Source organism: Paenibacillus donghaensis, assembly GCF_002192415.1.
GTDB classification, from domain to species: Bacteria; Bacillota; Bacilli; order Paenibacillales; family Paenibacillaceae; genus Paenibacillus_AQ; species Paenibacillus_AQ donghaensis.
Genome location: NZ_CP021780.1, coordinates 667732 through 693425 on the forward strand (window position 1 = coordinate 667732; position 25694 = coordinate 693425).

Sequence of the window (25694 nt, forward strand, 5' to 3'; positions counted from 1 at the left end):
GCTTATGATCTACATGTTCAACTTCTCCATGTTTATGAACAGAACTTAGAAAATTCCCATCCATACCGAACACAAATTAATCATTTCAAGAAGCAATTTTATATTGCAGAGGATATGGTTCAACGAATATTTGTCTTAAACCAAATAATCAAGATCCATGAGGCAAGGAAGGAGCAATTAATTCATGTTTGCTCAAGATCACGCCTGTTGATTATCTAGTTTCTGGAATTTGAAGGCGCGACAAATAGACATACCTATCTAAAATTTTAGAGATCGCTATCAACCATTCCACTTGCCATTGGTTCGCTTGCATACATTCTTTAAATCGAATAAGAGGGATGGATTTGCACGCAATAACCTGAGATTTAGATCGAACGTAGAGCCATTTTAAGACCAAATAGGTCATGAGAGCGGCAAACAATTGATTGAATACGGCATTTTTTGTGGTTCCAAACAGAATCGGTACATTCAAGTTTTGTTTGATCCACCGGAAGAACACTTCGACGCCCCACCTTGCCTTGTACATGTCAGCGATTTGTTCCGCAGACAGATGCTTGAGATTGGTAGCTACTCGAATCTCATGAGCATAATCATCCGTAAATATCACGACGCGATGGCGAAGCTTCGATTGGCATGGAGGCGTTCCCAATAACAAGTGACGTCCTTGACGACATTAGAGCCCGCTGTCCCTTCTCGCTTTAAGGAACGGGATTGAACCAACGTGATATTCTCTTTGATCCGAGTCACGAAAAACTGTTGTTCTTTCACATACTGATCGAAGCGCTTGATTTTTCCGTACGCACGGTCATTGACCAGAATGTAGTCTTTGTTCGCAAGGCTTTCACCGACGGGACCATCGTGTGCAGAACCTAGGGTTTCAATGACTTGGACCGGCTGCTCCGTGTCCGCTGCAAACGCTACATGCAGTTTAATCCCTGCACGTTCTCCATGAAATAAGGCCCAGGGAAGTCTCGTTTTCCCCACCGTAAGGGTTGTCGAATCTACCAGCAACAGGTTCTTGGGAATCCCTAAATGACGTTTCGTTGCACGGTTACATTTCGATAGAAGCCGATGAAACAAGCGCTTGAACGGCTCATAGGGCACCTCGCTGGCTTTGGAAGAAAAGGTAGAGTAACAAACAGGGAGTAAGCCGCTGGTTACGGCCTGTCCAACGCCCGAACGGTAGCTATCCCACTGACCCAAGGCCGCTTGCATAAAGAAGAGTAGCAACTGATTTACGGTAAACTTGGTCGCCGTGTCCTTATATTGCAATTCTTGCAGAATTTCATTGACATCGTCTTCGGTCAATAGGGTTTGAACTAAGGTGGTGAACGTGGTAGACTTTTTCATGAGGTCGCCTCTTTCAAATCAACTTCTGTGGTGGAATTGATTTTACCGAAAGAGCGACCTTTTTTATTCCTTATTTTGGGTAATCAACAGGCGTGTCATAATACATTAGTGGATAACTTGATAAGTTCATCTGCTCATATGGTTCGTTGTAATGTATCAAAAGCTTCATATTATGAACACGTTGAAGCTGTTAATTATGTGAGGAATGAATTTAAAAAACATACAAATAAAGACTTACTGTTAATGTTAGATATAGCATGGCCAAAAGACAAAAAAAGAATATGGATTGAAAATGAACAACAGATTTCTTGTGGAGAAACAGTTTTTATATGTATGAGTGAAGATAAAATTTTCAATAACACAAAAATTATCGTTGATTTTGATTGTTCATTATTTAATGTTGGTGAAGAAATATATCTGGGTAATGCAGAAATAATTTTAACTGTTACTCAAATTGGTGATGATTATCTACAATGCGTTGCGAAAAATGATGGATTATTAAAGTCTGGTCTAGGTATAGCTTCAAAACAGGGCTTTATTAAACCTTCAGCTATTGATATTAAAGATAAGTGTGTAAAATTAATCGATGTACTTAGACCTGAATGTATAGTTTTATCTTACATAGAAACAAGTAATGATGTCATTGAATTTAAAGAGTTGTTACAATATGAAAATTATAATCCGATTATTATGTCGAAAATAGAGTGTTACTCGGCGATTAAAAATATAGATGCTATAATCGATGTTAGCGATGAAATTATGATAGCGAGAGGTTGTCTTGCTATTAATGTTGGCCTTGAGAATCTATTGTTCTCACAGGATTTAACGCTAAATAAATGTATTGAGAAAAGGAAAAAATGTTGTTGAATTTATTCAGAAAGTTGATCAGCTTTATAATCGAAAATAAGAATAAGAAAGGATTATTTATGACATCTAGAATAATAAAGGACATTACAGATTTTATTTTTGTTGAAGATGAACCTCAAATTAGCGACGTTATTTTAATACCAGGTTCATCGAAATGGGAAATATCAAAAAAAGCAGCTGATTTATTTAATCAAGGCTATGCAAGATATATACTCCCTGCTGGAAAATACACCTCTAAGTTAGGTCGTTTTCCAAATGAGAGAATAACAAATGAACTTTATACAGGAGAGTTCAAAACGGATTTTGAATTTTGTTCTAGTGTATTAAAAAAGAACGGAGTTCCAAAAGATGCGATTCTATGTGAGAATCAATCGACTAACACATCGGAAAATGCCCAGTACTCTAGGGATATATTGAGCAATAATAATATTTTGGTTAAAAAGGCAATTCTATGTTGTCAAGCATTCCATGCCCGTAGGGCACTTATGACCTATATTCATTGGTTTCCAGATACGATTATCTATGTAGTTCCGAGTGAGACTCAAGGAATTTCAAGTGAAAATTGGCATAAAAGCCATACAGGAGTAAATAGGGTACTGGGTGAGTTGGAGAAATGCGGAAAGTACTTTTCAGATTTTTTAGTTTCTAATTTAGAATAATAACCTATTGGTGACCAATCGATATGCATTATGGATGGTGATGGCAGAAAATGCAAACCATTAATAATTGGTGAAGTACTTGTTCAGGGCTCAAATATTATGAAAGGGTATTATAAAAATAACAAAGGATTAATAAATGGTTGGCTGCATACTGATGATTTAGGCTATGTTGATCATGAAGGTTATCTATATATTGTTGGTAGAAAAGATAATATGATTAACATGAATGGTAGGAATATATACCCTGAAGAAATTGAAAGCGTATTATTATCATTTGATGGGATAAAAGAAGCAGCGCTCATGATTGAAGCCTTACCAAAATAATGGTATAGGTTTTTTATTGTGTGAATTGCTCGGACTTCGATTAAGTAAAGAATTAGATAATATTTGATGATTGTATATCTTTAGATAGATATGATTTTCAAGATGTCTATCTCTGAGTAGATGTGTATTCAAAACAATTATTTTAAAATAATCAAGGGGACAAATGTAATTGCGACTGAATATAAGGAGGATATGAAGTGAATTTCTCAATTATTGAAGCCCTTGTAAAAACTCCATACTGGGTATGGGGATTATTAGTTTTTTTGTGGTGAAGGGCATAGTTAATGCAGGTGAAAGACTGGTCAATATTCCAAGGATGCTTTTTATCCCTTTAGTTTTTGTGTTATGGGGATTGTGGACAGTTATATTTAAATTTCAATATTTGTATTATTCTTTGTCCAGCGAAATATATTTATTAATTATGGAATGATGATAAGTCATTTACGATTGCTAATCGATGATTCTAAATCCTCGCCGTCTCGTTTATCATTCTCAGTGTATCTGATGGAGCGATTATTTCTTACATAAGTTTATTTCTAAATGGTAGCTTCTCAGCTGCTGTTGGCCAAGCTCTACAATTATAGATGTACAAAAGGTCCCAAAAGGAGGGATGTAGTACGAGAGGGGAATGAAATCACCTTGATCGATATACTCGGCTCCGAAGCCGATGACGTCATCAAGGAAGTCGATCTGAAGATCGAGAAGAGCAAAATCTACCGCAACCTCGATATTCTGGATGACCGGGAGAAGGAAGTGGTGGTCGGGCGTTTCGGCCTGGACACCGGCGGGGAAGAGCGAACGCAACGGGAGATTGCCAAGGAGCTTGGCATCAGCCGGAGTTATGTCTCACGGATCGAGAAGCGGGCGCTGATGAAGCTGTATCATGAGTTTTAAAAGGTGAAGCGGTGAATTTGAAATATCATCTATGTATATTAATATATTATTTGCGAATTAAGGGAATGTCCTGGGCAGCTTTTATGGCGCTTGGATATTCCCTTATTTTGGCATCGGATGTTTACAGACACTCTTTGTGCGTTGATTTGCTTCCTGTCAGGAGGCAGCATCGGTTTGGAAGTCTATTTCTAATGAGCGGATAAACTTTTTAGCTTATTGGTTTTATGAACATCCTCTGTACCGCTATCCAAGGCGGTTTTGTAATATAAACATTTGTGTTCTATGACTTCCATCGTTTTTTTTAGCTCTTCCATCTGTGCTTCTACGGAGGCTTTCCGCTCCAGGAACATGTCGTATCTTTGCTGCAAGGTGGAATCTCCTTCAGAGCACCACTCAATAAAATATTTGATTTCCTTAATAGGCATCCCTGATGATTTGAGGCATTCAATTACTTTTAAAGCTTCCAAATCCGTTTCCTTGAACACGCGTTTCCCGCTGGAGGTCCTTTCGATAAAAGGCATAAGACCTTCCTTGTCATAGTAACGCAGGGTATGTGGTGTCATGTTAAAGAATTCTGCAACCTCAGTTATAGAGTATGTCTTCATTCGGATCTCCAGTCTCCATTGTATTTTGTGCTTGACTTAGAGTTAACTTTAAGTAATAACATAAGTTTTGTAAAGCTGTTTCTAATATGAACTAGAAGAGAGGTTACCCTATGATAAAAGTTAATGCACGCGCTACATTCAGTCAGGAAGGTCCGTTCAAGCTAACCACCATTGAGCGCCGAAATCTTCAGCCGCACGATGTTCTTATTGAGATTAAATACGCCGGGATCTGTCACTCGGATATTCATACAGCCCGCGGGGAGTGGGGGCCGGTCAACTATCCACTCGTTCCAGGACATGAGATCGCCGGAATTGTTAGCCAGGTCGGTTCCGAAGTCTCAAAATATTCAGTTGGTGACCGGGTAGGGGTAGGCTGTTTGGTTGACTCCTGTGGAGAGTGCAGTAATTGCCATAAAGGCGAGGAGCAGTATTGCCTGAATGGAAGTACAGGTACCTATGGAGCTATCGACCGGCATGGGCATTATACCCAGGGCGGGTATTCCACCCATATTGTTGTGACAGAAGACTTCGTGGTCCGGATTCCTGACGCCATTGCGCTTGACGCTGCTGCCCCGCTTCTGTGTGCCGGAATCACAACCTATTCTCCGCTACGCCATTGGGGAGCTGCTCCAGGCAAAAAAGTAGCTGTAGTGGGTCTTGGCGGACTTGGACACATGGCTGTGAAGATCGCTCATGCCATGGGTTCTGAGGTTACTGTTCTGTCACAGTCACTGAAGAAGAAGGAAGATGGTCTGCAATTAGGTGCAGACCATTATTATGCGACAAGCGATCAGGAGACATTCAAGCAGCTTGCCGGTTCGTTCGACCTAATCATAAATACTGTAAGTGCGCAGATTAATATCGATGCCTATCTTTCGCTCTTAGCTCTGGATGGTACATTAGTCAACGTTGGTGCGCCCGCTGATCCACTAGCAGTTAACGTATTCTCGCTGATCGGTCACCGCCGTTCGTTTGCCGGATCGATGATTGGCGGAATCCGTGAAACGCAGGAGATGCTTGATTTCTGCGCTGAACACAATATTGCATCTGAAATTGAGGTTATCTCTGCCGACCAGATTGATGAAGCCTGGGAGCGTGTACTCGCTTCCGATGTCCGGTACCGGTTTGTCATTGATATCAGCACGATGGGGAATGAATAAGGATCGACCCCTTATTTTACATCGCATCGTGTCCACAACCTCAAAAAATTCGATAACACAGGTGAAGATATGGAGGATCTCATCTCCATCGGCACGATTGGATTGATCAAAGCCATTGAAAGTTGCCGTCCGAACAAAGGCACGAAGCTAGCCACTTTTGCGGCCCGCTGTATCGAGAATGAGATCCTAATGCACCTTCGGTCGCTGAAAAAGACCCGTAAAGATGTCTCTCTCCACGATCCGATTGGGACAGACAAGGAAGGTAACGAGATCACGCTGATCGATATCCTCGGCTCTGAGGCCGATGATGTGATTAAGGAAGTTGAACTGAAGATTGAGAAAAGTAAGATCTATCGTAACCTTGATATTCTTGATGAACGCGAGAAGGAAGTTGTCGTCGGCCGCTTCGGCCTGGATACCGGAGGAGAAGAACGGACACAACGGGAAATTGCAAAGGACCTTGGAATTAGTCGTAGCTATGTATCGCGAATCGAGAAGCGCGCGCTAATGAAGCTGTATCATGAGTTTTATAAGGCGAAGCGATAACTAATGAATATACCTGCAGGAATGAGATATTAAATGTCTCAATCCTACAGGTTATTTATGTTTTTATGCATAGAGCTTAGGGTGATTTAAATTAAACTGTACTGTGGTATACTCGAACTATAAGTGGAAAATGAGGTGTTTGTGTAATGATGAATCTTACGAAGGACCTAGCTAAATTGATCCGGCTAACGGGTGACCGGGCGAAGTTGGATGCTAAAGCAAATGGAACATATATAGTATATAAGACAAATGAGGGGCAAATTGTAAGAGAATATGGTACGGGTAAGATCGAGAAAATGAATGAACAGGATTTCATCCATGAATGAGACAAAGGCAACGATGTTTGTGTTTGCAGGTAATAATGGAAGTGGTAAGAGCACAATCCGCAACTTGATTGTTGACCGGCTTGGAGTAAGTGTAAATATTGATCCGGATGCACTAGCCCGTAAAATTAATAATGGACATCCTGAAAAGAGTAAAGTATCTGCTGGGAAAGAAGCTATAAGAATAGCTAGGGAGTGTATCCGAAAAAAGTGGGATTTCACTGTGGAAACCACCTTAGCGGGTGGTAACGTTATAAGGCAGATGAGGGATGCAAAGGAACAAGGCTTTGAAATTATTGTGTTTTATGTGGGACTAGGGGATGTTCGGCTAAATATTGAACGTGTCGCTCTACGTGTGAAAAACGGTGGCCATCATATTGAAACCGAGGATATTGTCAGACGCAATGTAACAAGTATGAATAATCTGGTATCTCACTTAGACCTGATTGATCAATTAATTGTTGTTGATAATAGTAAAGCTGATGGGGAGTTTATTCTTGAAGCAGATAAAAGCGGGATAAAATATTATTTAAATGAATTACCTGAATGGGTCAAAATAATCGGTAAACAATTACAGAATAACTATAAAACGCAAAAGTAAACCAATTCGAATCGATATCGATCGTAGTTGGTTTATTTTTTTGACATCATATCGTGTCCATAACCTCAAGAAATTTGATAACACCGGCGAAGACATGGAGGATCTGATCTCCATCGGCACCATAGGGCTGATCAAGGCGATTGAGAGCTACCGCCCCAACAAAGGGACGAAGCTGGCCACGTTCGCCGCCCGTTGTATAGAAAACGAGATCCTGATGCACCTTCGGTCTCTGAAGAAGACCCGTAAGGACGTGTCTCTTCACGATCCTATAGGTACAGATAAAGAAGGGAACGAAATCACACTTATCGATATCTTAGGCTCAGAAGCTGACGACGTTATCAAGGAAGTCGATCTGAAGATCGAGAAGAGCAAAATCTACCGCAACCTCGATATCCTGGATGACCGGGAGAAGGAAGTGGTGGTCGGGCGTTTCGGCCTGGACACCGGCGGGGAAGAGCGAACGCAACGGGAGATTGCCAAGGAGCATGGCATCAGCCGGAGTTATGTGTCACGGATCGGGAAGCGGGCGCTGATGAAGCTGTATCATGAGTTTTATAAGGTGAAGCGCTAGTCTAATCATTTGTTTATTTAGGAAATCTTAAGGGTTGAAATTACGTTTTACGCCAAGAGGACATCCGTGACTTACTTTGAAGTTATCACGCTAATCGTATGAATTTTCCCACCTCGAACTTCCTGCAGGAGCGGGAAATTAATCATGCGATTCGGTTTATAGAAGGTAGATTATTGCAGATTATTATTGATGATTGGAATCAGAAGCGGGTGTTTTGAAGGATTTCATCTGAATAAGTTTATCTTGGGTCTTTTCGCTGGACGTATCGAAGCGCTTAACACCTGGAAACTGACTATCTGGTGTTGTGTTGAACTGAAAAGATATATCCTTTAGTTGAATAAGTTGTCTAATGGTTGAATAAGTTGAAAGGTGTTATACTGATTAAGAAGAAACAAGGAGGTCGAATGACATTGGACACTAAGGTTATGGAAAAGCTGCAACGGATTGCACCCGAAGCCAAATTCAAGGGAAGTGCTACAGTAACATTAACTGCATCTGAGTTGGAAGATTTGATAAAGCATGTAAATGTTCCTAGGGTTGCGGTCTTACGCGTGCGGCGTGCAGGTGCACTTTCCAAATTACGGAATATAAAGCTTCAGGACGATTGTTATTCTGTAGCAGAAGTTGCAGAACGTTTCAAAGTTACGAAACAGGCGGTTTATAAATGGATTCAGGAAGAGAAGGTCATCTTCAATCAACCATCTCCAGGTGGTCGGGGTTATCGAATTCCTAAGGGGCAATTTCAAGAAAAAATCTCATCGCGCAATGAGTTTCTTGAACGGCGGAAGCAATTATTTGGTGAGGATGCAGAAATATCATTAAAGCACCCACAAATTGTATATCGTGATAATGATGGGGAATTCAATGAGTAATACGAAGAGATCCAATATACCGGACAATCGAAAGGATGGTCCGATTGTCCGGATTCTTTGGGACACAAATGTGTTTGTCTCAGCGTTGGTTTTCGGATCAATGCACCTGTTGGAGTATCTGGATGATCTTATAGATCAGAAACGGCACGGATTTATTGAGTTTATTGTGCCCAAGGCAGTTCAAGCAGAATTTTACGGCATATTACGCGCAGGTAGTGTACTGAAGAATAAGCAATCCATACATTTGACTCATGATGAGATTATTTTTTTTATCGAACCTTGAAGAGGAGTAATAATGATACAAACTTGCAACCAGCATGCAGGACTAGAGTTTGCAGAAATTCCTGATTTTTCAATACATATTATTACGTCTATAATGCATGTGTTAATGAAATCACGCTGATCGATATACTCGGCTCTGAAGCCGACGACGTTATCAAAGAAGTCGATCTGAAGATCGAGAAGAGCAAGATCTACCGCAACCTCGACATTCTGGATGACCGGGAAAAAGAGGTGGTGGTCGGGCGTTTCGGCCTGGACACCGGAGGAGAAGAGCGGACGCAACGGGAGATTGCCAAGGAGCTTGGCATCAGTCGGAGTTATGTGTCACGGATTGAGAAGCGGGCGCTGATGAAGCTGTATCATGAGTTTTATAAGGTGAAGCGGTAGGTAAATATAAATTATTTGATAAATACAGCTGTAGTAAGTGACTTGTCTTCGGATGAGTCGCTTTTTTGGAGAGGAGTCCTTTTTCGGCAAATATGATATCTGCCGCCGGGGGACCCGCGATTTTGCAAGCTCGAAACCTTCTATTATCGATAAGGAATATTTGCTGACAAACAGTGCAAGATGTTATTTGTTGAAACAAGGCAGCCTGGGAAAAGGTTGCCTTGTTGACTTACGGGAGTGGTCCTAATTCTATTGGCCAGCTGGCTGTGCAAGGCTCATTTCGACACACATCAGAATGAAAGCGCCGGCGCCGTGAAGGTCGTTCTCACTGGTGGGACGGGCAATGTAGTGAGCGTAATCGCCGATTCCTGTGCCGATGCAGATGTGCCCGATCCGCAGCTTGCCGTCATCATCAAATTTGAGCGTATCGATGATTCCCTGATATCCCTTCCAAGCCACTTTCAAATACCCGGCATCCAAGTACCCGAACCTTACCGCCTTGGCAATGGCCTGAACGAACAGAGCAGTACATGAATTTTCCAGCCAGTTGTCCGGACGGTCGCCTTTGTCGACAACCTGATACCATAGACCGGTGGCCGCGTCCTGGTATTTGACAACTGCAACAAGCAGATCACACAGAATAGCGATCAATGTCTCTCTGTCCTTGTGATTTTGCGGGAAATATTCCAGCATCTCCAACAGGGCGACAGGATACCAGCCGATGGCGCGCCCCCAAAATTCCGGTGCCAGTCCAGTATCGGGATCGGCCCATTCGGCCATCTTGGATTCGTCCCAGCCATGGTATAGGAGTCCGGTAACGGGATCCTTGGTGTGCTTCGCCATCAGGATGGCCTGAAAGGCCGTCATGTCAAAAAAATCATTCTCGCCAAAAGTGTGGCCGAACTGTGCCGCGATAGGACCGGCCATATACAGACTGTCCAGCCACATCTGATTTGGATAATGGCCTTTGTGCCAAAATCCGCCTGACGGATTGGTATTCCATGTTCTCAGTAAGGAAACCAGGGTTTGCAGTGCTTTGGTATAACGCTCATCGCCGGTCTGCTCCAGCAGATCATACAGGAGGACTCCCGGCTGAATATCATCTAACTCGGTGTCTTTATAATTTCTAATACTGCCGTCACTCAAGATATGGCTGTCGACCCATCTTTTAATATAATCATAATATTCAGGTTTGGCAGTCTCCCGCCAGCATTTCCCCATTCCGGACAAAAAGACGCCCTGATGATAATGAAAACGTTCCGGCGGAAGCTGCTCCGGCTCATATGTCTTCATTAAGGTCTCGCAAGCGAGTTGCGCCCACTCGATCGGGGACAAGGTTGTTCGGGTCGTGTTCCCCGCAGACTTTTTCGCATCATTCATTGTAATCAGACCTCCTTAAGAATTTAAGCCTATGCTAACACAAAAAAATGCACATTATTTGCAGAAAATCCTTAAATCTTCTCAAATCTTGCGGGATCTGAAGAGGGGATTTATGATGAAGATCAATGGGTGGAAAGAAAGGCGGCGACTGACAGGGTGGAAGACATCGATTACGATAACGGCAAGGAAACCTTTTTGGTATCCTACAGGAAGGCGAGGAGCCATCATATGCAGGTTAACCATTTTCATAGCACCTATGAAATATTTAATCTGATGTCTGGTAAAAGGACCTTTTTTATTAAAGACCGGACGATGGTGGTGGATGAAGGCCATATGATCATTATTGCGCCAAATGTGCTGCACCGCACCACCGATGCGCACACGCCCGGATATGAGCGTCTGGTCATCAACATTCATGGTGATGATTTGGCTTGGACCGACGGAGTCTCCCCGGATTTCCTTCAGCCATTGCTGCTGCAGGAATATCTCATTGTCAAATGTTCCTTGCAGGAACGTCTGATTATTGAAGAGTTCTCCCGCAGCATCGTGGAGGAGATTCAGGAGAAGAAGCCCGGCTTCGAGCTGTACGTCCAGACCCTGACATTGCAGATGCTCGTGATTTGTTGCCGGCATGTGATGCACAGCAGCGCCGAATGGCCGGAAGCACAAAGTCCGGTGCATGAGCGAATCTTCGAGGTTGTCAAATATATCAATAGCCATTACATGCAGGAGCTGTCACTTCCGGGGGTGGCGGAGAAATTCTACATAAGCCCCTACTATTTAAGCCGTTTTTTTAAGGAAGCCACAGGCTTTACTTTTGTGGAATATCTGAACAGCGTACGGGTTAAGGAAGCGAAGCAGCTGCTGGAGAAGTCTTCGATGAAGGCCAATCTGATCGCAAGAAAGGTAGGGTTTGGGAGCATCACGCATTTTGGGCGGGTATTCAAGCAGGTCACAGGCCATGCGCCGCTGTATTACAGGAAAAGAAAGCTAATGCAGGAGTAATGGGTGATGCTCCCTTGCTTGATCTTGCCTCTTGATGATGTATCTGGAGAAATGAGGATATCTATGAGTGGCCGCACGTCAAGGCAGGAAACTGCAGCTTTATGAAAGCGTTTCTTTAAAACAACGACTGCAAAGGAGAAATTTCCATGCTTGGTATACTCAAACGAATGAAAATTTTTCACCGGCTAGTGCTCTTTATGCTGCTGGTCATCTCTGTTGTATGCGCCGGATTTCTGGTGGTCACGACGATTTCCTTTAGAACCTATGATGAGATGCTGTATGAGCAGGCTTCACGCGCCATGAATTTGTCGGTCTCAGGAATTGAGAACGAGATTGGAAATATAGAGAAGCTATCGATGAATATGGCGCTTGACTCCAGAATTCAGGAACAGTTGATCAGTATACAAGGGGGTATCTCCTCTTACGAGCGTTCGGTCAGAACGACGGATTTCAAAAATAAAATTATGCAGTACATGTTTTCGGAAGATAGTATTTCCTCCATCCGATTCTTAAACACTAGCGGATACGATTTCTTGGTTGGGCAGAACAAGGTAACCAATCAGGAAGAACAAATCGCTGAGATTATCCGTACTGCACATGAAAAGGAAGGCTCCGGCGTCTGGATCGAACCCGAGAATATCGATGCCGGGCTGATTTCGGCCAGGGAGGTCCGCTCTATTTTTGAACCGATTTTGGAGCCGCTGGGAACGCTCATTTTTCGTATCGACTTTCAAAAGCTTGTGGAGCGGCATTTTCGGCCGACATCGAGTCCGACGACAGAGCTGTTCGTCATGTCAAACTCTGGTGTACTGTATCGTCCGAAAGCAGAAAGGTTCCAAGGCTTTGAGGTGGAAAAAATCGCTTTGCCTGGAAAATATGGTTCGCTTCTTCAGCAATTTGAAGGCAAATCCTATTTTCTGGCGTATAAGCATTCTTCAACGACAGGATGGAAATATATCAGCCTCATTCCATACGACGATGTCTTTCAGGAGAAAAAATCACTGCGCAACACGATTTGGCTCATTGCTGCGATCTTGGTTGTGGTTGCCTGTTCGATCAGCTATCTGTTTGCCAGGAGTTTCACCCGGCCGATCGATCAATTGGCCAGACAGATGCGCAGCGCGGAGAAAGGCGATTTCAGCGCTTCCTTGGTGGATATCCGCGCTGTATCTCAAATGGACGAGATTGGCTATTTGCACAAAAGGTTTAACAGTATGATCCGTAATATACAGCAGCTGATCGACGAGAATTATAAGAAACAGATCGTGATTAAAGATACGGAATACAGAGCGCTGCAGGCGCAGATCAACCCGCATTTCCTGTACAATACACTGAATTCCATCAATTGGATGGCCCGCATGCGTAACGAAGAGGTCATCTCGACCATGGTGGAATCCTTGAGCCAGCTTCTCCGTGGCGCGATGGACAACAAACGCACCATGGTGACCGTCCGCGAGGAAATCGAGCTGATCAAAGGCTATATGTATATTCAAAAGGTGCGGTATGGGAAGCGAATCGATTTTGAGGTGGAGGTACAGGAAGAAGCGATGGATAGCCAGATCCCCAAGTTTGCGTTACAGCCGATTGTGGAGAATGCGGTGTATCATGCCGTAGACCAGGTGGCAGGGGTATGCCGCATTACGCTTCATTCGGAAACTGCCAGCAATGGCGAAGACCTTGTCTTTATGGTGACGGACGATGGTCCCGGGATGGACAAGGCTTATCTGGAGCGCCTCCGAACGCTGGATTATGAAGCGAAAGGAACAGGGATTGGACTACGGAACATCCATGAAAGGCTTCAACTGGCTTTCGGAGAGAGCTATGGAATCGGAATCGAAAGCGTGCTCGGCGAAGGAACCTGCGTCCGGATTACAATACCAAGAGGAGGAAGCAGATATGTATAAGGTGCTGCTTGTCGATGATGAAGAACTGGTAGTGCAGGGAATCTCCAGTCTGATCCAATGGGAAAAGAGCGGGCTTCAATTGACCGAGGTGGCCTATAACGGAGTGGAGGCGTTGGAGTGCTTTCGCCGTGAGCCTGCCGACATCGTGATCACAGATATCCGCATGCCCGTAATGGACGGACTGCGTTTAATCAGGCAGCTTAAGAAGGAGTCACCGCGCACGGAGTATATTGTTTTGTCCGGTTACGGCGAATATGACTATACGAGCGAAGCGATGGCCCTGGGAGTCAAACATTATTTGTTGAAGCCCTCCAATGAGACGAAGATCCTGGAAGTCCTGTATAAAGTGATCGCCGAACTGAAAGAACGGGCGGATCATGAGCATTTTGTGGAACGGCTGCAGAACGATTTCAAGAAAGTATTACCCCATGTTAAAGAACAGCTGCTGCGGGACATTGTTCTCACCGGCATGTACAACAAGCAGGATTGTGACTATTTCATGGATCTGTTCATGATTCAGCAGCAAATGTTCAAGCTGGTGTTATTCACCCTCCATGAAGAATCGGAATACATCCATAAATTTGCGCTGAAAAATATTGCCGAGGAAGTGTTCAAGGATGAGGGAGCTTATCTAACGACGGTGGTGCGGGATCAGGTCCTGCTGCTTGTAAAGGCGGTCGATTTCGAGCGGCTATCAGGGAAGGTCAAGCAGGTTCAGCGGATTTACAAGGCTTATTACAAGCTTGAACTGTTTGTCGCGATCAGTAATGAAGGTGGGTTCACAGCAATCCGGCCGATGTATGACAGTGTAAGACGATGTCTGAGCTTCGGAATTTTCTTCCAGGAAGGGTACATCGTGACTCCGCAGGATGTGATGGATGTCGAACAGGAGTTTCCGGTGGACACGGAAATGTTAACGGAACGACTGGCTGCGGCAGTCCGGACAGGCCATGCTGCAGAGGTAAGTGAAACGATTGTGGAAGCCGGCAGGTGGCTTGAGAACGGCTTGTTCGATGCGGCTGCGGCCAAGAAATTCTGCCTGGATCTGTTTCTGACCGTTATCCGCCAGACGGATGGAGGGCTTGACGAATATGTGACGGGTATCCCCAAGCTTTACAATATGCCGTCCCTTCGCGGGGCCTTTCAGTTTCTGGAGGAAACCGCATTGGAGCTGGCCCAACTGAATTCGGGCTGGACGGCTAAACGGCAGAACGATCTGATCGACTCGGTGCTTCGTATTGTACAAGAAAATTTGGGCAATCCCGATTTGTCGTTAAAGTGGATTGGAAATGAGCTGCTGTACGTGAATGTCGATTATCTGGGGAAAATGTTCACCCGAAAAACTGGAAACAAATTTTCGAGCTATCTGGTGCAGCTGCGTATGGAATCGGCCAAAAGGCTGATGGAGCAGGACAATGAGCTGAGAATTTACGATATTGCCGTGATGCTGGGGTATCCGGAAGATGCCCAATATTTCTCCAAAGTATTTAAGAAATACACCGGCATGACGCCGACGGAGTATTTGCGAAGCGGGAAGACACAGGAACGGTAACACGCAAGAACACGATTTATTTCAAGAAGAACCTCTGTTTTTTCCATGTTGAAGTTTGTCGATGAGATGTATCTTAAGGGTAGACATATTTGTATCTATTCCAGGCCTGGAATCGCAAATGCGTTCACCAATACAACAATAAGAGGGGCGCTAAAAATGAAGAGACGTTTATCCATGATGATGATCCTGGCAATGGCGTGTATCCTTGCTGTGGCTGGTTGTTCGGGCAACAACTCGGCTGAGCCAAGCGAAACGTCAAAACCGACGCAGGAAACCGGCAGTACCGGCACACCGGAAGCTGGAGGAAATCTCCGCGTGATCTGGTGGGGGAATCAGGACCGGCACAATTTAACCTCGGAGGTGCTCGATCTCTATTCCAAAGCCAATCCGGGCGTAACGTTCACTCCTGAATACCAGGGATTTGACGGATATTACCAAAAGCTTACGCTGCTGGCCGCTTCCAACAACATGCCCGACGTTTTTCAGTTTTATGTGGGGGCCAGTGATGCCAATCAGTTCATTGATAAAGGGCTGGTCGAACCTTTGGACGCGTATATCGAAAGCGGTCTCATCGACGTTTCCGAGATCGGAGAGAGCACGTTGTCCGGCGGGAAAGGATCAGACGGCAAAATATACGGGATTCCCCTTGGTGTCAATGCCAGAGTGATGATCATTGACCCCGCCGCTTACGAAAAAGTGGGTCTGACGATTCCAGAAAAAGGGTATGAAAGCTGGGAAGCGCTGTATGAAGACCTGAAAAAACTAAAGGATGTGACCGGTGCTTACGGGGCCGATGACCTGTTCAACATTGCTTTCACCTTGCCTTATTATGCCCGTCAGTTTGACCAGACCGTCAACGCAGAAGGAACAGGAATCGGCTTCGACGAGAAGTTATACACGGATTTCTTTACTTACCGGCAGGAATGGGCCAAGGAGGGCTTGATTCCGAAGATGGATGCCTCGATGTCGGTGAAGAATCCGGAGGAGTCCTTCCTTGTGAAGGGTCAATCCGCCGTGATGGTTGGTTACACCAGTCAATATCCCGGAGTCGTAAAAGCGGCAGGAAGACCGCTTAAGATGATTCTTATGCCAGGACCGAATTCGGAGAAGGCGATGGATGTGCGGCCGGGCCAGCACTTCTCGATCTCTGTAAGCTCTCCCAACAAGGAGGCAGCCGCCAAGTTCATCAGTTATTTTGTGAACGATATTGAAGCGAACAAGCTGCTGAATGCGAACCGCGGCATGCCGATTACCAGCAAGGTGCGCGAGTCTCTGATGGACCAATTCGATCCTGAAATGAAAGAGGTAGCCGATTACTTGGATATCGTCTCCGAGCACAGCGGTCCGCTCGATGCTCCTGCCCCGGCCGGTGCTACGGAAATCGATACGCTGATGGTCGATCTGGAGCAGCAAATTATGTACGATCAGACTTCCATCCATGATGCTTATGAGAAGCTGAAGAAGGACGCTGCGAATATCGTGGCTAAACATAAGCAGTAACTAACATGGCGGCCGGTTCTTGATCCTGGGTTAAGCAACCGGCCGCAGATGGGTGTGGTGACAATAATGAAACAAAAAATCGGAAAAGCGGGCGGTTTGGAGAACGGGGCCGGTTATCTGTTTATTTTACCCTGGATTATAGGCTTTATCGCGTTTACGGCCATCCCGTTTGTTGCTTTGTTTTACTTTTCCTTTACGAATTACGATCTCTTGTCCACTCCCAAGTGGATCGGACTGGATAATTTTATCCGCATGTTCACAACAGACGAGAAGTTCTTTACCAGTTTGAAGGTTACTTTTTTCTATGTTTTGACAGCAATTCCGCTTCGACTTATCTTCGCTCTTTTTATTGCCATGCTGCTGAATATGAAGATTAAGTTTGTGGGTGTATACAGAACGGCTTTCTACGTACCTTCAATTATTGGGGGCAGTGTAGCGGTTGCTGTCATGTGGGGACAATTGTTTGGTTTAAACGGGGCCGTCAACGGAATCATTGGAGCAGTGACAGGGACTCCGCCGAATGTGTCGTGGATTGCCAATCCCGATACTGCCCTATGGACGCTCATCCTGATGGCCGTTTGGCAGTTTGGGTCTCCCATGATTATTTTTCTGGCCGGATTAAAAAACATTCCCGAATCTTATTACGAAGCCGCGGTTGTGGACGGCGCGAATGCGTTTCACCGATTTGTGAAAATTACGCTCCCGTTGCTGACGCCGGTCATCTTATTCAATCTCGTGATGCAAATCATTGGCGGATTTATGACATTTACGCAGGGACTCATCATTACGGCAGGCGGACCGCTGGATCGGACCTTGTTCTATCAGCTCTATGTATACCGGCAAGGCTTCGAATTCCTGGATATGGGGTACGCCGCAGCACTGTCATGTTTCTTGCTGTTGATTGTTGCGGTCTTGACCGCACTTGTCTTTAAATCATCGTCATCATGGGTACATTACGAGTCGAAAGGATAGTCGTTATGACACGAAATTCAAAATTCTCAATGGGCAAGCTGATGATCCAGTTGTTGTGTGTGTTAATTGGAATCGTATCGCTGTACCCGCTGGTGTGGATGGTGGCCAGCTCGTTTAAAGAAAGCTCTCAAGTATTTGTCAGCGCGCACTCGCTTATCCCGAGAAGCTGGGACTTTAGCAATTATACAACCGGATGGAGAGGGTTTGCCGGAATCACCTTCGGGACATTCTTCAAGAACACGATCATTATTGTGTGTTCCGTGGTGACTGGAACCGTGGTCTCCTGCTCGTTAATCGCTTACGGTTTCGCGAGAATCCCGTTCAGGCTGAAAGGCTTCTGGTTCGGAACAGTTATGCTCACTTTGCTGCTGCCGGGACAGATTGTACAGATTCCGCAATATATTATTTTTCACAAGCTGGGCTGGGTCAATACGTTCCTGCCCTTGATCGTTCCGGCTTTTTTCGGTTCTGCCTTTTTTATCTTTTTGCTGCTGCAATTCATCCGCACCATTCCTTACGAGTTGGATGAGGCTGCCAAGATTGACGGCTGCAGCCGGTTCGGAATTTTCGCGCGTGTCATTATGCCGCTCATTACACCGGCGTTAGTGACAGCGGCCATTTTTGAATTTTATTGGTCCTGGGACAATTTCTTCGGGGCGCTGATTTATTTAGGGAAACCGCAGCTGTACACCATCAGCGTCGCCCTCCGTCTGTTTGCAGATCCGAGCTCAGGTACAGATTGGTCCGCCATGTTTGCAATGGCTACGCTGTCGCTCATTCCGCCTATTCTCATCTTCTTTGTATTCCAGCGCTATATTGTAGAAGGTATCAGCACAACGGGATTGAAAGGATGAGACGAATGGAGAACGGCAGCAGACAAACGATGTCTCTGGACGGCATATGGAGCGTCGGGTTGGACAACTGGAGCGAGCCGGGAAAGACAGTGTCCAAGACCCTTACCTTACCCGGAACGCTGGACGAGCATGGACTGGGACCGGAGCCGGAGGTTTCATCCGATCATTTGACCCGAAAGCATGCGTATGAGGGACGTGCCCGATTCGAACGGCAGGTCATTATTCCGGAGGAATGGCGCGGGAAATTACTTTTCTTCACAATGGAACGGACGCGGGAAACGGAGCTGTGGATCGACGGGGTACAGGTAGGGTCTTGCAACACGTTATCGACCCCGCAGCTGTATGATGTGAGCGGTTATCTTGAGCCGGGGCTGCATGTTCTCTCTGTTATCGTGGATAACAGCTCCGGAGTTATGGGCTGGAGAAGCATCCGCAATTCGCATATGGCGACGGATCATACCCAGACGAACTGGAACGGCATCCTTGGGGCCATCGAGCTTACCGCAACCGACCCGCTGCGGATCGGGCAGCTTCGCCTGTATCCTCAGCAGGGAGGAACGGTCAAAGGCAGCCTCCTGGTAAGCAAACCGGACCAGGGCATTGCCGACGGATATGTGTCCATTCAGGTTCAGGATTCTGCCGGCCAGAAGCTGTACGATGGCGGGAGCATCCCTTTCCAGCTTGAAGCGGATTCCTCGGGGGGAGAAATTCCATTCCTGATCCCTGCAACCGATGCTTTACAATTATGGGATGAATTTAACCCGAGCCTGTACACGGTACATGCTGTGCTAGAGGGGAAGTACCGGGAGCAGTCAGCTGCAGATGAACTCACCGTTCCTCTGGGAATTCGGACTTTTGGTGTATCAGGAACCCAATTTACAGTGAATGGAAACAAGACGTTCCTGCGAGGCAAACATGACGGCTGTGTATTCCCGTTAACGGGATATGCCCCTATGGATAAGGAGTCCTGGCTTCAGGTTTTCCGGACGGCGAAGGCTTACGGTATTAACCATTATCGCTTTCATTCCTGGTGTCCGCCGCAGGCTGCTTTTGAAGCAGCCGACCAGACAGGCATTTATTTGCAGCCGGAGCTGCCGTTCTGGGACCCCGGGACGGCGTTTCAGAATGATGAGGAGTGGCGCTATTTCTCGGATGAGGCCTTCCGGATTATTGAAGCGTATGGCAACCACCCGTCATTTGTCATGTTTGCCTGGGGGAATGAGCTGTCGGGTTCGATGGAACGGATGGAGGCGCTCGTAGAGAAGGCCCACGGATGGGACCCAGGCAAACTATATGCCATCGGCTCCAATAATTTTTTCCTCCAGGCGGGGTTGCCCGGCAACTCGGATTACTGGACCACCTTCTGGACCGAAGGGGTCTGGAATGTGAAGAAGGCAGGATACGGAGGGAAGCATGTCCGCGGAGCGACACCGCATCCGACACGCGGGTTTATTAACAACAGTCCGCCTTCTGGCCGGAAGGATTACCGCGAAGAAATCCGGGGGGTTCCGATCCCCGTGATCGGGCATGAAGTCGGACAATTTCAGGTTTACCCCGACTTCAGGGAAATTGACAAATACCTGGGGGTACTGGAGCCGGGACACCTTATAGGCTTCCGCAATCAGGCGGCTGCTTCGGGGCTGCTCCAGCAGGCAGATGAGCTCCATGCCGCCTCTGGACAGCTCGCCGCTCTATGCTACCGCGAGGAGATTGAGGCGGCTCTGCGGACACCGGGGATGGCCGGTTTTCAACTGCTGGATTTGCAGGATTTCCCCGGTCAGGGTGGAGCCTTGGTCGGCATGCTGGATGCTTTTATGGAATCCAAGGGAATTGTTGTTCCTGAGGAATGGCGGCGTTTCTGCAGCGAAGTGGTTCCTCTCGCCCGGCTTCATCGGTATGTGTGGACCGAAGGCGAAAGTATTCTGGGGCAGATAGAGATTGCGAATTATGGACCGGGTCCGCTTACGGATGTCCAAGTGGTCTGGTCGATCACCGACGGCTGTGGCCGTAGGATCGGAGAAGGGAGTTATCCGGCAGCCACCATTCCCCAAGGCGAGCTGTGGCTTGCCGGGGAGCTTGAATACCGGATTCCCGCAATGGCACAAGCGGACAGCTGGACACTTCAAATCAGCATCGAAGGAACGTCCTACAGCAATGAATATACGCTGTGGGTATACCCGGATGATGCCGGGGTACAGATTCCCTCCTCGGTTGTGGTATCGGATGCTTTTGACGCGGATACGCGGCGTGAACTGCAGAGCGGCAGGAATGTGCTGCTGATTCCTCCGGCAAATGGGTCGTTTGGCAACGGTCCCGCCGGAACGTTTATTCCCGACTTCTGGTGTTATCCCATGTTCAAGAAGTACAATCCTCCCGGAACGTTAGGCATCTATTGTGCTGCCGATCATCCGGCGCTGGCGGAATTTCCGACGGCTTCGCATGCAGAGTGGCAATGGTGGCACTTGATGAGGCATTCCCGGGCCATGGTGCTGGATGATACGGCAACGGACTACCGGCCCATCGTTCAGGTGATCGATAATGTGGCGAGACAGCATAAGCTCGGTGTTGTTTTTGAAGCAAAGGTGGGGAACGGACAGCTGCTGATTTGTTCCATCGACCTTTGGAGTCAGCAGGATCGGCCAGAAGCCAGGCAGTTTATGCGTTCATTGCTGAACTATTGCGCTTCGAACCGTTTCGCTCCCAGGGACGAATGGACCGAGGAATTCACGGAAAGATTGTTCGTCAGCACAGAAATGTCCGAGGTTGCCGCCAATCCGGATGCGGATACGTACGGGTAACAGGGATGCAGGAGAAAATCTGCATGAAGGAGATCAGGAGCATGAAGATGAGCGGTTCTGCAGATGTACTGCGGTTAAAGGGACAGCTGCGGATTCAGATTTCCGGGGAGCCTTCTCCGCCGGTCCGGCACGCGCTTCGCATGCTGGTCCGGGATGTGGAAGCACTTGTTTGGAAACGAGCTCTAATATCATAGTTTGCATGCACGTCCTAATTAAGAGAGCTACAACCTGATTGTAAGGGTTGTAGCTCTCTTTTGTTCAGATATTAAGCTTTTCCTGTTCAATTTTCTCTTTTTCTGAGATCATATAGGCACATTACCAAATGCCTTGTATGAACTCAGTTATAGCTATGATTCGAAAGGCTATTATCAGCCGGTTTACAGGAGAAGTTAACGGATCGGCTTGGGATGCATCTATTCCAGCAGTGATGAAGTGAATTTCAGTTCGATACATCCTTTCATGTAACGCATAGATTGATAGTTGTGCAGCAGGAGCGTAAAGACACCTCAGCAGCAATACATAAGCTGCTGAGGGAAGTTATAGTGATGTAGTACCTGTTACCCTTTCACCGCACCAATCATTACGCCTTTCTCAAAGTATTTCTGGACAAAAGGATACACACACAGGATAGGCACAGTTGCCACTATGATCGTGGCGTATTTAATGGTTTCTCCAATCATGTACTGATCAGCCGAGCTGGCTCCTGCAGACATGCTGTCCGTTGAGTTGGCAATCAGAATTTCCCGGAGCACCAGCTGCAGCGGGAACAGGTCTCTGTCCTTCAGAAAGATGGATGCATAGAACCATGCATTCCATTTCTCGACTGCATAATAGAGCACCATCACGGCGATAACCGGCTTGGACAAAGGCAATATGATCCTGAACAAGATGGTCAAATGGTTGGCTCCGTCAATCTTCGCCGATTCCTCCAGGCTCTCGGGAATGGCCGAGAATGCGGTACGCATGATAATCAGGTTAAACGTGCTTACGGCGAACGGAACAATGGTCGCCCACAAAGAATCGATCAGACCTACACCCTTAACGACCAGGTACAGCGGAATCAGCCCTCCGTGAAAAAACATGGTGAACACGATCAGTAGGGTAAATAAGCTGTTCCACATTACATTTCTTCTGGATAAAACATAGGCTGCTATTGCGGTAAGAAACATGTTGAGAGTGACTCCGACGATCAGAATGAACAGCGTATTGCCATAACCCTTGATAATGCCAGGATTACTAAAAACGTTCTTATAGGCTTCCAGACTAAAGCCTAACGGCTTGTATAAAAAACCTTTGTTGGCAACCAGCTGCGAGGAGTCGCTGAAGGAAGCGAACAATACATATAAAAGCGGGTATAGCGTAACTATAACAAGCATAATCAGAACCGTATTAATAATAATATCAAAGACCTTGTTTCTCAGGCCGTTTTCGGCATGCATAACGGTTTCCTCCTACCATAAGCTGGTTTTATTGACTCTACGGCTGATATAATTGGCCGAGATCAATAGAATGAGATTAATAACCGAGTTAAACAAACCGACAGCTGAACTGTAGCTCCAGCCGAATTCCAGTAGGCCCTTTCTGTATACAAAGGAAGAAATCACGTCAGCCGTTTCATAGGTCACAGGACTGTACAGCAGAATGATTTTTTCAAATCCGACGTTCAGCATATTGCCCATCCGGAGGATGAACATAATAGTGATCGTAGGCAGAATACCCGGCAGCGTAATGTGCAGCATCTGCTTCAGACGGCTGGCGCCGTCAATACGCGCAGCTTCGTATTGTTCTTGGTCGATGCCCGCCAAGGCGGCAATGTAAATAATCGATTCCCAGCCGATTTTCTGCCAGATTTCGGACAGGATATAGATCGGCCGAAACAGACCGGGCTTCTGCAGCATAGCGGTTCCGTCATAGCCCAACCACGAGAACAGCGAATTAATGATTCCGTTGCTGTTGGTGAAATCGGTGATCATGCCGCAAATAACGACCAGTGAAATGAAGTAGGGCATATACGAAAACGTCTGTACTACGCGCTTGAAGGTCTGATTTCTAACTTCATTAATAAGCAAAGCCAGAATGATCGGAGCCGGAAACATAAACAAAATGGAATACACACTGATGACAACCGTATTCTTCAGAATACGCCAGAAATAGTAGCTGGAGAAGAAGTCCTGGAAATGCTGAAGCCCTACCCAGTCACTGCCTATAATGCCTTTCATGGGTGAAAAATCCTTAAAGGCGATAATCGCTCCATACATCGGCGCATAATGAAAAATAACATAGTAGAGCATGACAGGGATCATCATAAAATACAGCAGCCGGTTCAGTTTGAAATCCCGGATAAAACGATGCCTGAAGCTATTAGTGTTGGCAGCGGTTTCATATCCACTCAAAGGCGCCAATTTAGACATGTTGTTCTATTCCTCCTTAGGGAGCAGATCGGGATAGGGCTGTTTAGTCTGCTCCCGGTACGGTCTTGTGATTTAGCGCTTTAAATAACGCTCCAACGCTGCCTGTTTAATTTCTATGGCACGGGAGAGCTTGACGGAATTCAGCTTTTCAAGGTACTCCTCATACGCATCCAGCGGCTCAGTACCCAGAATGATCTTTAACGTCATTTCGTCTACGAGCGTGTTTACATCCGCCATAATATTGGCGAATTCCGCACTTTCTTCGGGAGTCGGAGTAACCAGCGGAATCTGGTATTTGGCCATATCTGTCTTTTGCCATAAGGCTACCGCCGCCTGCTGCTCCGGCATGTTCAAGTATTGTTCTGAAACCCGCTTATCAGAAACAAAGGGACCCATGGTATTACCCCGGATATAAAGTGACATGGCTTGAGAAGGGGCCAGTTTGTCGGGATTGCTCATTAAAAGATCAGTAAATTTCGGATAGCCGTCTTTCATGGTGTAGCTGACACCTTCGGTCCCGAAATTAAAGAGCATATGTCCTTGCTCGCTGTAGCCATAATCGAGCATTTTGACCGCAAGCTCCGCATTCTTGGACGTAGCCGATAGGGCTACCATTCCGCCTGTGGAGAAGGAATAATCCCTTTGCCCGAATTTTGGCGTGGTGCCTTTCTCGAGAACCGGATAAGGTGCCGCGATGATTGAGGCCTTGGCATCCTGCTCCTTAAGGATAGGCTGCCATTTGCCGATACCCCCGCCTGAATTGGCCCAGGTAGCTCCTGTCTCCCCTGACGTAATGTTGGCATCCATCACCTTGGAGTCTACCGTGGACACGTCCTTATCCAGCAGCCCGTCGGCGTACCACTGCTGGAACAGGCCCAGAAATTGCTTATAACCCGGCTCTGCCGGACCGAACTTGACCTTTCCATCCTCCAGATAGAAGTCGCGTGTAACGCCAAAAGCACCGACAAACCCACCGTTGCCTAATTCATTGAATACACGCGGCTTGGCGACGAAGGAGATGGGTGCAGCAGCCCCTTTTTTCTCCTTAAACGCTTTCAACGTAGTCGTCCATTCTTCAATGGTTTCGGGCACGGGCAGACCCAGCTCATCCAGCCAATCCTTCCGGATCACCGGACCCTGGAAGGTGAGCAGGGATTCATCTCCGCGAATAAAAGGGAAGGAATAGTAGCTTCCGTTGTCGGTTTTAACCATTTTCTCAATCTCGGGATGCTCCTGCAGATACTTCTTATAATTCGGCGCGTATTTGTCAATCAAGTCATTCAGTTCCATAATATAACCGTCTTTGATCGCCTTTTCCGGACCGCCCGGGAAGTTGAAGAAGTTATACTCCAGCATATCAGGCAGTTCCCCTGATGCCAGCATAACGTTAAAGGATTCGTCGACCTGGTTGGCTGGAGGGGCGGTGAAGTTCACTTTAATGCCTGTTTGCTTTTGCCATTCTTGATAAATAGGAACCTCTGCATGCTGCGACTTCACCCCGGTCAGATTGTTAGGCAGTGCTCCCCAATAAGTGAGTGTGGTGTCCGTCTCCATTGGATATACCGCCCCAGACTCCGAAGCCGTTTCCGTGGAAGAAGTGGCTTCGTCTTCACCATTGTTCCCCGAACATCCTGCAAGCGTGCTTCCTGCTAATAGAAATGCTATAAGCGAAAACACTATTTTTCTGCTTGTTCTCCTCATTCTTGTTAACCTCCTTGTAGTGTACTCCATTTAGATTTGTAAGAACCGGCTATACTGCTGAGGTTCATGCCATAACTATAAGGTTTGCCCATTGCCACTGTACATGCGCAGTATATCCAATAGAATTGAAAGTGGCGTCCGGGGTATCGGCAAATTAGACAATACGATAAGCAATT

The 25694-nt window shown here is 46.3% G+C and carries 23 protein-coding genes and 3 pseudogenes; 19 read left to right on the forward strand and 7 right to left on the reverse strand.

All coding sequences use genetic code 11. From position 1 onward, the window contains the following. Positions 1-211 precede the first annotated feature (211 nt). Together B9T62_RS41645 and B9T62_RS02655 are read right to left on the reverse strand one after the other, a co-directional pair. The gene (locus B9T62_RS41645) at positions 212-607 is read right to left on the reverse strand and encodes a transposase (protein ID WP_157685417.1); all 396 of its coding nucleotides are present in this window, start codon (positions 605-607) and stop codon (positions 212-214) included. Then, complete coding sequence (locus B9T62_RS02655) at positions 604-1350, reverse strand: IS4 family transposase (RefSeq protein ID WP_157685418.1); 747 nt, start codon at positions 1348-1350, stop codon at positions 604-606. The genes B9T62_RS41645 and B9T62_RS02655 overlap by 4 nt, the downstream gene beginning before the upstream one ends. Positions 1351-1386: 36 nt before the next feature. Here B9T62_RS02655 and B9T62_RS02660 point away from each other — a divergent pair, with 36 nt between their 5' ends. The 4 genes and pseudogenes from B9T62_RS02660 to B9T62_RS02675 form a co-directional block, all read left to right on the forward strand. Continuing rightward, positions 1387-2217 (forward strand): pyruvate kinase, encoded by an 831-nt coding sequence (locus B9T62_RS02660; protein ID WP_169834316.1) that lies wholly within the window; start codon positions 1387-1389, stop codon positions 2215-2217. Beyond that, positions 2214-2876 carry a YdcF family protein gene (locus B9T62_RS02665; RefSeq protein WP_211296405.1) on the forward strand — a complete coding sequence of 221 codons (663 nt, stop codon included), beginning with the start codon at positions 2214-2216 and terminating at the stop codon, positions 2874-2876. Before B9T62_RS02660 ends, B9T62_RS02665 begins: the two co-directional genes overlap by 4 nt. Before the next feature lie 30 nt (positions 2877-2906). After that, on the forward strand, positions 2907-3200 hold the full coding sequence (locus tag B9T62_RS02670) for an AMP-binding protein (RefSeq protein WP_087913844.1): 294 nt from the start codon (positions 2907-2909) through the stop codon (positions 3198-3200). Between the two features lie 618 nt (positions 3201-3818). Then, positions 3819-4094 (forward strand): annotated as a pseudogene (locus tag B9T62_RS02675) (sigma-70 family RNA polymerase sigma factor); the annotation flags it as partial. A 188-nt stretch (positions 4095-4282) separates the two neighbouring features. Here the strand turns inward: B9T62_RS02675 and B9T62_RS02680 are convergent. After that, complete coding sequence (locus B9T62_RS02680) at positions 4283-4699, reverse strand: MerR family transcriptional regulator (RefSeq protein WP_087913845.1); 417 nt, start codon at positions 4697-4699, stop codon at positions 4283-4285. A gap of 110 nt (positions 4700-4809) precedes the next feature. On the opposite strand from B9T62_RS02680, the gene B9T62_RS02685 reads away from it, so the two are divergent. From B9T62_RS02685 to B9T62_RS02720, 7 genes and pseudogenes are all read left to right on the forward strand, one after another. Further along, positions 4810-5859 carry an NAD(P)-dependent alcohol dehydrogenase gene (locus B9T62_RS02685; RefSeq protein ID WP_087913846.1) on the forward strand — a complete coding sequence of 350 codons (1050 nt, stop codon included), beginning with the start codon at positions 4810-4812 and terminating at the stop codon, positions 5857-5859. A 33-nt stretch (positions 5860-5892) separates the two neighbouring features. Continuing rightward, a pseudogene (gene sigK, locus B9T62_RS02690) lies at positions 5893-6405 on the forward strand (RNA polymerase sporulation sigma factor SigK); the annotation flags it as partial. Between the two features lie 146 nt (positions 6406-6551). After that, positions 6552-6731, forward strand: a complete 180-nt coding sequence (locus B9T62_RS02695) for a hypothetical protein (protein ID WP_087913847.1) — start codon at positions 6552-6554, stop codon at positions 6729-6731. Continuing rightward, positions 6724-7329, forward strand: a complete 606-nt coding sequence (locus B9T62_RS02700) for an ATPase (RefSeq protein ID WP_087913848.1) — start codon at positions 6724-6726, stop codon at positions 7327-7329. Before B9T62_RS02695 ends, B9T62_RS02700 begins: the two co-directional genes overlap by 8 nt. 4 nt (positions 7330-7333) lie before the next feature. After that, positions 7334-7900, forward strand: a complete 567-nt coding sequence (gene sigK, locus B9T62_RS02705) for an RNA polymerase sporulation sigma factor SigK (RefSeq protein WP_342746184.1) — start codon at positions 7334-7336, stop codon at positions 7898-7900. A 410-nt stretch (positions 7901-8310) separates the two neighbouring features. After that, positions 8311-8772: a helix-turn-helix domain-containing protein gene (locus tag B9T62_RS02710; protein WP_157685419.1), complete on the forward strand. Its 462-nt coding sequence runs from the start codon at positions 8311-8313 to the stop codon at positions 8770-8772. Between the two features lie 387 nt (positions 8773-9159). Next, a pseudogene (locus tag B9T62_RS02720) lies at positions 9160-9441 on the forward strand (sigma-70 family RNA polymerase sigma factor); the annotation flags it as partial. A gap of 249 nt (positions 9442-9690) precedes the next feature. Here the strand turns inward: B9T62_RS02720 and B9T62_RS02725 are convergent. Further along, positions 9691-10821, reverse strand: coding sequence for a glycoside hydrolase family 88/105 protein (locus B9T62_RS02725; protein WP_087913852.1), 1131 nt, complete (start codon positions 10819-10821; stop codon positions 9691-9693). A 156-nt stretch (positions 10822-10977) separates the two neighbouring features. Between B9T62_RS02725 and B9T62_RS02730 the strand changes: the two genes are divergently transcribed. The 8 genes from B9T62_RS02730 (at position 10978) to B9T62_RS38630 (ending at position 21600) form a co-directional block, all read left to right on the forward strand. Then, entirely contained in the window at positions 10978-11826 is an 849-nt protein-coding gene (locus B9T62_RS02730) for an AraC family transcriptional regulator (protein WP_087913853.1), read from the forward strand. A gap of 146 nt (positions 11827-11972) precedes the next feature. Beyond that, positions 11973-13730 (forward strand): cache domain-containing sensor histidine kinase, encoded by a 1758-nt coding sequence (locus B9T62_RS02735; protein ID WP_087913854.1) that lies wholly within the window; start codon positions 11973-11975, stop codon positions 13728-13730. Beyond that, a complete protein-coding gene (locus tag B9T62_RS02740; protein WP_169834317.1) occupies positions 13723-15282 on the forward strand; it encodes a response regulator in 1560 nt (519 codons plus the stop codon). Before B9T62_RS02735 ends, B9T62_RS02740 begins: the two co-directional genes overlap by 8 nt. 156 nt (positions 15283-15438) lie before the next feature. Beyond that, a complete protein-coding gene (locus B9T62_RS02745; protein ID WP_157685420.1) occupies positions 15439-16782 on the forward strand; it encodes an ABC transporter substrate-binding protein in 1344 nt (447 codons plus the stop codon). 66 nt (positions 16783-16848) lie between these two features. Next, a complete protein-coding gene (locus B9T62_RS02750) occupies positions 16849-17754 on the forward strand; it encodes a carbohydrate ABC transporter permease (RefSeq protein WP_245864320.1) in 906 nt (301 codons plus the stop codon). A gap of 5 nt (positions 17755-17759) precedes the next feature. After that, a complete protein-coding gene (locus B9T62_RS02755; RefSeq protein WP_087913858.1) occupies positions 17760-18608 on the forward strand; it encodes a carbohydrate ABC transporter permease in 849 nt (282 codons plus the stop codon). A gap of 5 nt (positions 18609-18613) precedes the next feature. Then, on the forward strand, positions 18614-21406 hold the full coding sequence (locus tag B9T62_RS02760; protein WP_087913859.1) for a glycoside hydrolase family 2 TIM barrel-domain containing protein: 2793 nt from the start codon (positions 18614-18616) through the stop codon (positions 21404-21406). A 23-nt stretch (positions 21407-21429) separates the two neighbouring features. Continuing rightward, positions 21430-21600 (forward strand): hypothetical protein, encoded by a 171-nt coding sequence (locus tag B9T62_RS38630; RefSeq protein WP_157685422.1) that lies wholly within the window; start codon positions 21430-21432, stop codon positions 21598-21600. 363 nt (positions 21601-21963) lie between these two features. On the opposite strand, the gene B9T62_RS02765 is transcribed toward B9T62_RS38630, so the two are convergent. The 3 genes from B9T62_RS02765 to B9T62_RS02775 all read right to left on the reverse strand — a co-directional run bounded on the left by B9T62_RS02765 (position 21964) and on the right by B9T62_RS02775 (position 25518). Next, the gene (locus tag B9T62_RS02765; protein ID WP_087913860.1) at positions 21964-22845 is read right to left on the reverse strand and encodes a carbohydrate ABC transporter permease; all 882 of its coding nucleotides are present in this window, start codon (positions 22843-22845) and stop codon (positions 21964-21966) included. A 12-nt stretch (positions 22846-22857) separates the two neighbouring features. Continuing rightward, positions 22858-23817: an ABC transporter permease gene (locus B9T62_RS02770; RefSeq protein ID WP_087913861.1), complete on the reverse strand. Its 960-nt coding sequence runs from the start codon at positions 23815-23817 to the stop codon at positions 22858-22860. Between the two features lie 72 nt (positions 23818-23889). After that, positions 23890-25518 (reverse strand): extracellular solute-binding protein, encoded by a 1629-nt coding sequence (locus tag B9T62_RS02775; protein WP_087913862.1) that lies wholly within the window; start codon positions 25516-25518, stop codon positions 23890-23892. Between the last annotated feature and the right edge of the window lie 176 nt (positions 25519-25694).

Bases quoted from the DNA above. Each gene is read 5' to 3' on its own strand.
- B9T62_RS02655 (WP_157685418.1), bottom strand. From the start codon at position 1,350: ATGAAAAAGTCTACCACGTTCACCACCTTAGTTCAAACCCTATTGACC.
- B9T62_RS02670 (WP_087913844.1), top strand. From the start codon at position 2,907: ATGGATGGTGATGGCAGAAAATGCAAACCATTAATAATTGGTGAAGTA.
- B9T62_RS02680 (WP_087913845.1), bottom strand. From the start codon at position 4,699: ATGAAGACATACTCTATAACTGAGGTTGCAGAATTCTTTAACATGACA.
- B9T62_RS02685 (WP_087913846.1), top strand. From the start codon at position 4,810: ATGATAAAAGTTAATGCACGCGCTACATTCAGTCAGGAAGGTCCGTTC.
- B9T62_RS02695 (WP_087913847.1), top strand. From the start codon at position 6,552: ATGATGAATCTTACGAAGGACCTAGCTAAATTGATCCGGCTAACGGGT.
- B9T62_RS02700 (WP_087913848.1), top strand. From the start codon at position 6,724: ATGAATGAGACAAAGGCAACGATGTTTGTGTTTGCAGGTAATAATGGA.
- B9T62_RS02725 (WP_087913852.1), bottom strand. From the start codon at position 10,821: ATGAATGATGCGAAAAAGTCTGCGGGGAACACGACCCGAACAACCTTG.
- B9T62_RS02735 (WP_087913854.1), top strand. From the start codon at position 11,973: ATGCTTGGTATACTCAAACGAATGAAAATTTTTCACCGGCTAGTGCTC.
- B9T62_RS02740 (WP_169834317.1), top strand. From the start codon at position 13,723: ATGTATAAGGTGCTGCTTGTCGATGATGAAGAACTGGTAGTGCAGGGA.
- B9T62_RS02745 (WP_157685420.1), top strand. From the start codon at position 15,439: ATGAAGAGACGTTTATCCATGATGATGATCCTGGCAATGGCGTGTATC.
- B9T62_RS02750 (WP_245864320.1), top strand. From the start codon at position 16,849: ATGAAACAAAAAATCGGAAAAGCGGGCGGTTTGGAGAACGGGGCCGGT.
- B9T62_RS02755 (WP_087913858.1), top strand. From the start codon at position 17,760: ATGACACGAAATTCAAAATTCTCAATGGGCAAGCTGATGATCCAGTTG.
- B9T62_RS02760 (WP_087913859.1), top strand. From the start codon at position 18,614: ATGGAGAACGGCAGCAGACAAACGATGTCTCTGGACGGCATATGGAGC.
- B9T62_RS38630 (WP_157685422.1), top strand. From the start codon at position 21,430: ATGAAGGAGATCAGGAGCATGAAGATGAGCGGTTCTGCAGATGTACTG.
- B9T62_RS02765 (WP_087913860.1), bottom strand. From the start codon at position 22,845: ATGCATGCCGAAAACGGCCTGAGAAACAAGGTCTTTGATATTATTATT.
- B9T62_RS02770 (WP_087913861.1), bottom strand. From the start codon at position 23,817: ATGTCTAAATTGGCGCCTTTGAGTGGATATGAAACCGCTGCCAACACT.
- B9T62_RS02775 (WP_087913862.1), bottom strand. From the start codon at position 25,518: ATGAGGAGAACAAGCAGAAAAATAGTGTTTTCGCTTATAGCATTTCTA.